This is a genomic window from Ferrovum sp. (assembly GCF_027317285.1).
In the GTDB taxonomy this organism is placed as follows: Bacteria; Pseudomonadota; Gammaproteobacteria; order Burkholderiales; family Ferrovaceae; genus Ferrovum.
This window is the reverse complement of record NZ_DAHVHV010000001.1, coordinates 37,634-45,277: the sequence shown is the minus strand read 5'-3', so window position 1 is coordinate 45,277 and position 7,644 is coordinate 37,634. Positions and strand designations below refer to the sequence as shown.

The following is a 7,644-nucleotide window of genomic DNA, read 5'->3' as shown; positions in this document are numbered from 1 at the left end:
CACAACGCTCGGACAAGCCAGCCGAATACCCGGGATTACCCCTGCAGCCATTTCCTTGCTCATGGTCCACGTAAAGCGAACCCATCATGCCTGAATATGACCACATTACCTCTGAAGAAGTACAGGTCCTTCGTAGTGGTCTGGAATCATTAAATATTTCCGCGCCTGAAAAAAGTCTCGCTCAGGCCATTCAATACCTGGATCTCCTGGAAAAATGGAATGGCGCCATCAATTTGACGGCCATTCGTCAAAGAGATCGAATGCTGACCCTTCATTTGATGGACAGTTGGTCACTGGTTTCCTTTCTGAAGGAATCGGATTCATTGCTGGATGTGGGGTCCGGGGGAGGATTTCCCGGAATTCCGGTGGCATTGATCCGCCAGGACTTGTCCATTACCCTGATGGAATCCAATCAAAAGAAAGTTGCTTTCCTGAGGCAAGCCAAAATCGAATTAAACCTGTCTCATCTGGAGGTCATGGGAGAGCGCGTTGAGCAGAGCACCCCGACCAAGTTATTCAATGTCATCACTTGTCGTGCTTTTTCAGACCTCCCTGAATTTGTCCGAGCAACGCGCCATTTACTTCAGAAAGGGGGGACGTGGATTGCCATGAAAGGGGCCATTCCTTATGATGAAATCAATCGGCTGCCCACCGAAATAGCCACCACCATCACGCCCATTCAAATACCGGGTCTCAAGGCCGAGCGTCATTTGATTCACCTGCGCCTCTCAAACTGATGGAAAAGATATTGGCGGTCACCAATCAGAAAGGCGGCGTGGGTAAAACCACTACAGTGGTCAATCTTGCCGCCAGTTTGACCGCTCTGGGGCAAAAGGTACTTCTGATCGATCTTGATCCTCAAGGAAATGCCACGACGGGCAGTGGCCTGGACAAGAATTTATTAAAAAGCACGGTCTACCAGGTTTTGACCCAGGAACGATCCATCGACTCAGCCATTCATCGTTCTCCCACTGCGGGCTATGATGTCCTGCCAGCCAATCGTGCATTGGCCGGCGCGGAAATCGAGTTGGTTGATGTGGAGTTCAGGGAATTTCGTCTAAAAAATAGCTTGACGGATATCAGTTCAAATTATGATGTTGTCCTGATTGACTGCCCTCCAGCGCTGAATTTGTTAACTCTCAATGGGTTGACGGCTACCTGGCGATTGATCATACCGATGCAATGTGAATACTACGCGCTTGAAGGATTGACTGATCTTCTTCAGACCATTCGAAGGGTTCGTTCCCACCTTAACCCTGGGATCGCCATTGAAGGGTTATTACGAACCATGCTCGACCCAAGAAGCGCATTGGCGCAGCAGGTTTCTGCTCAATTGGAAAGGCACTTTGCCGGAAAGATCTACCGTACGGCCATTCCGCGCAATGTCCGACTGGCGGAGGCACCCAGTCATGGAAAACCCGCACTCCACTACGATCCCAATTCCAAAGGCGCCATCGCTTATTTGGAGCTTGCCAAAGAGATGATGGAACGTTTTGAGAGCGCTGTTCCACGTGAAACAACTTCGATCAGATGAGCGAAAAGAGGGAAAGATGAAAAAAAACAAAGGATTGGGGCGTGGGCTCGATGCTTTGCTGGGAGAGGATCGGAATGGGGGCGAGGATCTGAACAAAAATGACCGGCTGACCTTTGTGGCGGTCAATCACCTTCAACCTGGAAAATACCAGCCTCGAACAAAGATGGACGCGAATTCTCTGGACGAGTTGGCGCAGTCCATTAAAACCCAGGGCCTGCTTCAGCCGATTCTTGTTCGTGCCGTCGCCACCGGGAACTACGAAATCATCGCCGGTGAACGACGCTGGCGTGCCTCTCGAATGGCTGGTCTGACCGAAGTCCCAGTCATGATTCGGGATATCCCGGATGAAACTGCACTGGCTGTGGGGTTGATCGAAAACATACAACGAGAAAATCTCAATCCGCTGGAAGAAGCGCAGGGGCTCGAGCGGTTGATTGACGAGTTCGGAATGACCCATGAAGGCGCAGCCCAGGCGGTGGGACGGTCTCGCAGTGCGGTGACGAATCTTCTGAGGTTATTGCAGTTATCCGAAAACGTGCAATCTCTCCTGATGGAAGGGATGATTGAAATGGGCCATGCCCGGGCCATGGTTCCTCTACCGGAGCCGCTGCAAAAAGAAGTTGCCCTGGAGGTCGTGGACAAACAATTGTCCGTGCGACAGACGGAACAGCGCGTCAAGAAACTTCAGACCCCGACTTCAGCGCCCAGGGCGCCCAAGGTATCGGAGCGGTCCCGTGACATTCTCAAACTGGAAGAAAGCCTGGCGGATCATTTCGGGACGCAGGTCTTGTTGAAGGCCGGTTCAAAGGGGCACGGCAGCGTGACGATAAAATTTACAAATCTGGAGCAACTGGAAGGTATCCTGATGCGTTTCGGGTTGGAAAAGGAATAGCCCAGTTCCCTCCCGGCGACAGGGTGAGGAACTGTGGGGGAATGGGGGGCCCCCTCCGCCGTGATGATTCTTTCGTGCCTCAGTTTTCCCTCTTCATGCCGGAAATGGTTACAGGCATCAATAAATTCGAAGGAATTCATTGTGCGCAGAAAATCAACCGGCATGGCAATCTTTGCCCTGCTTTTTTCGGGCTGCTCCTCGGTCTCCGTACACGACCCTTTGGTCATGAATCAGAACGACACGGCCCTAGTCTACTATTGTGTCGAATCGACGGCACAAATGAGCATCTTGAATAAAGCGCTTTCCAAAGAAGCCAATAAAAAAAAGTTTGAAGAAGACCAAAAAGAATCCCTTGTCGGGATTGATGATTACCTGAATACGAACATCACCAAATCACCCGGTCTGGTGATCAAGAAGTTGCCGTCCTGCAAGGCCCTGAAAACTTTGCCGGGAAATCCCAATGCATTATCCTTGTCCATCACCCTGAGTGGTTACGGGAGTCTGAACGAGCGCTGGAAAAAAATATTCTTCGGCACCGTATTGGTTGAGGGAATCGCACAGGGCGTGATCGTCAGTTCTGCAACCCATAACCTGTGGCTTGGCATTGTGGTTACCGTGGGCGAACTGGGGCGTGAGTACCTGACCTGGAGTGGCCTCGCCGTGGCAATGGCGGGGTATGGACAGGAGTATCTGGCCTGGAGCGGTATGGATTGGCTGGTAGGAAAAACGTATGCCCCGGTGACCCTGGAGGGTGAGTTGGTTGCGTTGAAGGATCAGAAAACCTTATGGAAAGACAGTTCATTCGTCACAGACAATAGTGATGAGTTAAAAAACATGAGCGAGAATGAGAGGGAGAACAAGGATGTGCAGTTGAGGGCCAGTTTGCATAAAGCCGAAAAGGAACTGATCTCGTCCCTCAATACCTATTTGACGAAGGAAATCCTGAAAAACAGGCCGACGCAGTCCGCGGTCCAACAACCCGTGCCTGGCAAATGACTGCGTGCTCGTCCGTGTCGCCCAAGGGCCCGGTAGAACAGGCGGACATTGACTCTAATCAAAGAGTTCCTTTATAATCCCGCTGTTTGCCGTGAACCGCATGATACATCCGAAAATTCGTAAGTTCATCCTCATACAACTCATCGTATCTCTGATTTTTGCGGTGGGTTGCGAGATTGGATGGGGCAGTGAAGCGGCCATTTCGGGTGGGTTGGGAGGCAGTATCGGTGCGGTGGCAAGTCTGGCCTATGCCATACGAGCATCCCTCGTGAAAGGAAAAACGGCTCAGGAATGGGTTCACGCACAGTACGCGGGGGAACGTTTTAAATTCATGACAACCGTGATACTGATGGTTGTCGTCGCCAGGGTTTATTCGTCTTTGCACTGGCTTGAGTTTTTACTGGGTTACATGGCCACACTGACCGTTTATTTTACGGCCTTGTTGTGGGAAAAATAATTTACAGAGTGTTCAGACCGTCATGACCGAAAGTGCCGCACCTTCCTCGAGTGAATACATACACCACCATTTGACCAATCTGGTGGGTGGCACGGGATTCTGGTCCATCGATATCGATACTCTGGTCACTTCGGCACTGCTCGGATTGATTGTCTTCGGGTTCATGGCTTCAGTCGCCCGCAAGGTCACTTCGGGGGTGCCGGGGCGAACCCAGGCGGCGGTGGAGATGGTTCTGGAAATGGTTCAGAGCCAGGTCAGGGACACTTTTCATGGCGAGAGCGGAATCGTGGGACCCCTGGCCTTGACCATCTTTGTTTGGGTTTTCAGTCTCAACGCCTTGGATCTACTGCCGGTGGATCTGGTTCCCCTGTTGATGGGTTCCGTGGGAATAGCACATTGGAAAGTCGTTCCGACCACGGACCCCAACCTGACGTTTGCAATGTCCCTCACCGTGTTCTTCCTGATTCTTTACTACAACGTGAAAGTCAAGAAGTTCAGCGGGTTCATGCATGAAGTATTGACCGTTCCCTTTGGCGCCAAAATGGCCCCCTTCAATCTCCTGTTTCGGCTTATCGAAGATCTGGCCAAGCCCGTATCCCTGGCTTTGCGGTTGTTTGGAAACATGTATGCCGGCGAGATGGTGTTCATCCTGATCGCGCTCCTGCCTGCCTACCTGCAATGGTTGCTGGGCGCGCCCTGGGCCATTTTCCATCTTCTGATCATTACGTTACAGGCTTTTATTTTCATGATCCTGACCATCATTTACCTGAGCATGGCGCATGAAAGTCACTGATTTGGTCGTACCTTTTTATTCACTGCAGTCATTTAAGTAGATTCATTCAAGGAGATAACATGGAACACCTCGCATCCCTGCTCGGCAGCACCGCTATCGCAGTATCCATTCTGATTGGCTGTGGTGCACTGGGAACCGCTATTGGATTCGGTATTCTGGGCGGACGTTTTCTGGAAGGGGCCGCTCGTCAGCCAGAAATGATTCCAACCCTGCAGGTCAAGATGTTCATCGTGGCTGGCTTGCTGGATGCCGTGACCATGATCGGTGTGGGTATCGGCCTGTTCCTGCTTTTCGCCAACCCCTTTGTTCCGATGTTGAAAGGTTAATTCGGACAATTCAAAGGGAGTACAGGCATGAACATTAATGCCACATTGTTTGGTCAGGCCATCACATTTGCCATATTGATCTGGTTCACGATGAAGTTCGTGTGGCCGCCGGTCGTGGCCGCACTGGATGAGCGATCCAAGAGGATCTCGGACGGTCTGGAAGCCGCAGAGCGTGGAAGACAGGATTATGCCAAGGCGGAACTTCGTTCTCAGGAAGCATTGAACGAGGCAAAGGCCAGGGCTGCCGAGATCATTGCGTTGTCGGAGAAGCAGGCACAGACCATCGTGCAACAGGCGCACGATGCGGCAGTGGTTGAGGCAAATCGTGTCAAGGCTCAGGCGCAGGCAGAAATGGAACAGGAAGTGATGCGGGCACGGGATTCGTTGCGTGATCGGGTCGCCGACCTCGCAGTGTCTGGCGCAGAAAAAATTCTGCGGCGCGAAATCAACGCACAGGCCCACGCCGACTTGTTGACCGCCATCCAGGCTGAACTGTAAGGGATGGGCCATGGCTGAAATTACCACCATCGCACGACCCTACGCAGAAGCTCTGTTTCGTCGCGCTCAGGAAACCGGTCAAGCCGCTCGATGGAGCGAGCATCTGGCCTGGTTGACCTCGCTGGTCGAGAATGAACAGGTTGCGGGGGTGATCAGCAATCCGCGCCTGACTCGGGAGCAGTTGGTCCATTTCATTCTTGGTCTGAGCGAGACACCGCTGGATAGTGAAACTCAAAATCTGGTGGCTACCCTGGCTGAAAATCACCGATTGGGGGCTTTGCCTGCCATTACCCGGCAATATGAAGGCTTGCGTCACGAGCACGAAGGGATACTGGATGCCCAGATCACTTCCGCCTATCCGTTGAGCGAGAGTCAGGTACAGCAACTGATGAAACACCTCGAGCGGCGCCTTGGCAAGCAGGTCAGAGTGCATGTGGTCGTGGATTCTGCCCTTCTGGGAGGAATCTCTATTGCCATCGGTGACCGAGTGATCGATGGTTCGGTGCGCGCCCGTCTGGAACAGATGGCGGTAGCCCTAAAACATTAAGTTAAGAAGGGTGCCGCAGGTGCGGCATTCCCATCAGGAGATCGAGAGCATGCAGTTGAATCCATCCGAAATCAGCGAATTGATCAAGGCGAAGATCCAGAATCTTCCCATCACAGCCGAAGCCCATACACAGGGCACGGTCGTATCTGTCACGGACGGAATCGTTCGGATCCATGGTCTGAATGATGTGATGCAAGGGGAAATGTTGGCCTTTCCGCAAAATACCTATGGTCTTGCCCTGAACCTGGAGCGAGATTCTGTGGGGGCGGTCATTCTGGGCGAGTACGCGCACATCAGCGAAGGCGATACCGTCACCTGTACCGGGCGAATTCTGGAAGTTCCCGTTGGCCCCGAGTTGATTGGCCGGGTGGTGGATGCCCTGGGCAAACCGATCGATGGAAAAGGGGCGATCGATGCCAAGGCCACTTCTCCCATTGAAAAAATTGCGCCGGGTGTCATCGAGCGTCAATCAGTGACGCAACCTGTACAAACCGGATTGAAATCCATCGATTCCATGGTTCCCGTGGGTCGCGGACAGCGGGAATTGATCATCGGTGACCGGCAAACCGGAAAAACAGCCGTGGCCATCGACACCATCATCAATCAAAAAGGTCAGAACATGACCTGCATTTATGTGGCGATAGGGCAGAAAGCCTCATCGGTGGTCAATGTGGTGCGCAAACTGGAAGAGCACGGTGCAATGGCATACACCATCGTGGTGGCGGCGACGGCGTCAGAGTCGGCAGCCATGCAGTTCATCGCGCCGTATTCCGGGTGCGCCATGGGCGAATATTTCCGCGATCGCGGTGAAGATGCGCTGATCATTTACGATGACCTGACCAAACAGGCCTGGGCTTACCGCCAAATTTCCCTGTTGTTGCGCCGGCCACCGGGTCGCGAGGCTTATCCCGGGGACGTCTTTTACCTGCACTCCCGATTGCTGGAACGGGCGGCACGGGTCAATCCGGACTATGTGGAACGGATGACCAAGGGCGAAGTCAAGGGCAAGACCGGTTCGCTGACCGCTCTGCCGATCATTGAAACCCAGGCGGGAGACGTGACCGCCTTCGTCCCGACCAACGTGATTTCCATCACCGATGGTCAGATCTTCCTGGAAACGGATTTGTTCAATGCCGGGATTCGTCCCGCCATCAATGCCGGGATTTCCGTGTCTCGGGTGGGCGGTGCCGCACAGACCAAGGTGATCAAGAAACTGGGCGGCGGGATTCGTCTGGCATTGGCCCAGTATCGGGAACTTGCTGCCTTCGCTCAGTTTGCTTCCGACCTGGATGACACGACCCGCAAGCAACTCGAACGGGGACGCATGGTGACGGAACTGATGAAACAGTCTCAGTATGCAACCTTGTCGGTGGCTGAAATGGCCATCACCCTGCACACGGTCAACAAGGGGCATTTTGATACGGTGGAAGTCAAACGCGCACTGGCTTTTGAAGCCGGTCTGATCGCTTTCCTGAAGAGCAAGTATCCCACCATCATCGAAAAGATAGCGGCGACCAACGACCTCGACAAAGACACTGAGCAGGCCCTGGAAGTTGCCATTGAAGATTTCAAGAAAACCGGCGTGTATTGAGCGGGACGAG

Annotated in this window: 11 protein-coding genes; all 11 read left to right on the top strand. The window is 53.0% G+C overall.

Going from position 1 to position 7,644, the window contains the following annotated elements; translation table 11 throughout:
* Positions 1-94 (top strand): tRNA modifying enzyme MnmG family protein (locus M6F29_RS12210; RefSeq protein WP_524537694.1); only part of this gene is annotated, 94 nt, incomplete at its 5' end.
* Positions 87-737 carry a 16S rRNA (guanine(527)-N(7))-methyltransferase RsmG gene (rsmG, locus tag M6F29_RS00210; protein WP_298156394.1) on the top strand — a complete coding sequence of 217 codons (651 nt, stop codon included), beginning with the start codon at positions 87-89 and terminating at the stop codon, positions 735-737. The genes M6F29_RS12210 and rsmG, both read left to right, overlap by 8 nt.
* Positions 737-1,534 (top strand): ParA family protein, encoded by a 798-nt coding sequence (locus M6F29_RS00205; RefSeq protein WP_298156391.1) that lies wholly within the window; start codon positions 737-739, stop codon positions 1,532-1,534. Before rsmG ends, M6F29_RS00205 begins: the two co-directional genes overlap by 1 nt.
* A gap of 16 nt (positions 1,535-1,550) precedes the next feature.
* Positions 1,551-2,426, top strand: a complete 876-nt coding sequence (locus tag M6F29_RS00200; RefSeq protein WP_298156388.1) for a ParB/RepB/Spo0J family partition protein — start codon at positions 1,551-1,553, stop codon at positions 2,424-2,426.
* Between the two features lie 141 nt (positions 2,427-2,567).
* Complete coding sequence (locus tag M6F29_RS00195; RefSeq protein WP_298156386.1) at positions 2,568-3,422, top strand: hypothetical protein; 855 nt, start codon at positions 2,568-2,570, stop codon at positions 3,420-3,422.
* 100 nt (positions 3,423-3,522) lie between these two features.
* Positions 3,523-3,879 (top strand): ATP synthase subunit I, encoded by a 357-nt coding sequence (locus tag M6F29_RS00190; RefSeq protein WP_297457365.1) that lies wholly within the window; start codon positions 3,523-3,525, stop codon positions 3,877-3,879.
* A gap of 22 nt (positions 3,880-3,901) precedes the next feature.
* Entirely contained in the window at positions 3,902-4,672 is a 771-nt protein-coding gene (gene atpB, locus M6F29_RS00185) for a F0F1 ATP synthase subunit A (protein WP_298156384.1), read from the top strand.
* Between the two features lie 59 nt (positions 4,673-4,731).
* A complete protein-coding gene (gene atpE, locus M6F29_RS00180) occupies positions 4,732-4,998 on the top strand; it encodes a F0F1 ATP synthase subunit C (RefSeq protein WP_031596762.1) in 267 nt (88 codons plus the stop codon).
* 27 nt (positions 4,999-5,025) lie between these two features.
* Entirely contained in the window at positions 5,026-5,496 is a 471-nt protein-coding gene (locus M6F29_RS00175; RefSeq protein WP_297457359.1) for a F0F1 ATP synthase subunit B, read from the top strand.
* 10 nt (positions 5,497-5,506) lie between these two features.
* Positions 5,507-6,043, top strand: coding sequence for a F0F1 ATP synthase subunit delta (locus tag M6F29_RS00170; RefSeq protein WP_297457354.1), 537 nt, complete (start codon positions 5,507-5,509; stop codon positions 6,041-6,043).
* Between the two features lie 49 nt (positions 6,044-6,092).
* Complete coding sequence (gene atpA / locus M6F29_RS00165) at positions 6,093-7,634, top strand: F0F1 ATP synthase subunit alpha (protein WP_297477563.1); 1,542 nt, start codon at positions 6,093-6,095, stop codon at positions 7,632-7,634.
* Positions 7,635-7,644: the final 10 nt, after the last annotated feature.

Excerpts from the sequence above, each read along its gene's own strand:
- rsmG (WP_298156394.1), top strand. The coding sequence starts at position 87 with ATGCCTGAATATGACCACATTACCTCTGAAGAAGTACAGGTCCTTCGT.
- M6F29_RS00205 (WP_298156391.1), top strand. The coding sequence starts at position 737 with ATGGAAAAGATATTGGCGGTCACCAATCAGAAAGGCGGCGTGGGTAAA.
- M6F29_RS00200 (WP_298156388.1), top strand. The coding sequence starts at position 1,551 with ATGAAAAAAAACAAAGGATTGGGGCGTGGGCTCGATGCTTTGCTGGGA.
- M6F29_RS00190 (WP_297457365.1), top strand. The coding sequence starts at position 3,523 with ATGATACATCCGAAAATTCGTAAGTTCATCCTCATACAACTCATCGTA.
- atpB (WP_298156384.1), top strand. The coding sequence starts at position 3,902 with ATGACCGAAAGTGCCGCACCTTCCTCGAGTGAATACATACACCACCAT.
- atpE (WP_031596762.1), top strand. The coding sequence starts at position 4,732 with ATGGAACACCTCGCATCCCTGCTCGGCAGCACCGCTATCGCAGTATCC.
- M6F29_RS00175 (WP_297457359.1), top strand. The coding sequence starts at position 5,026 with ATGAACATTAATGCCACATTGTTTGGTCAGGCCATCACATTTGCCATA.
- M6F29_RS00170 (WP_297457354.1), top strand. The coding sequence starts at position 5,507 with ATGGCTGAAATTACCACCATCGCACGACCCTACGCAGAAGCTCTGTTT.
- atpA (WP_297477563.1), top strand. The coding sequence starts at position 6,093 with ATGCAGTTGAATCCATCCGAAATCAGCGAATTGATCAAGGCGAAGATC.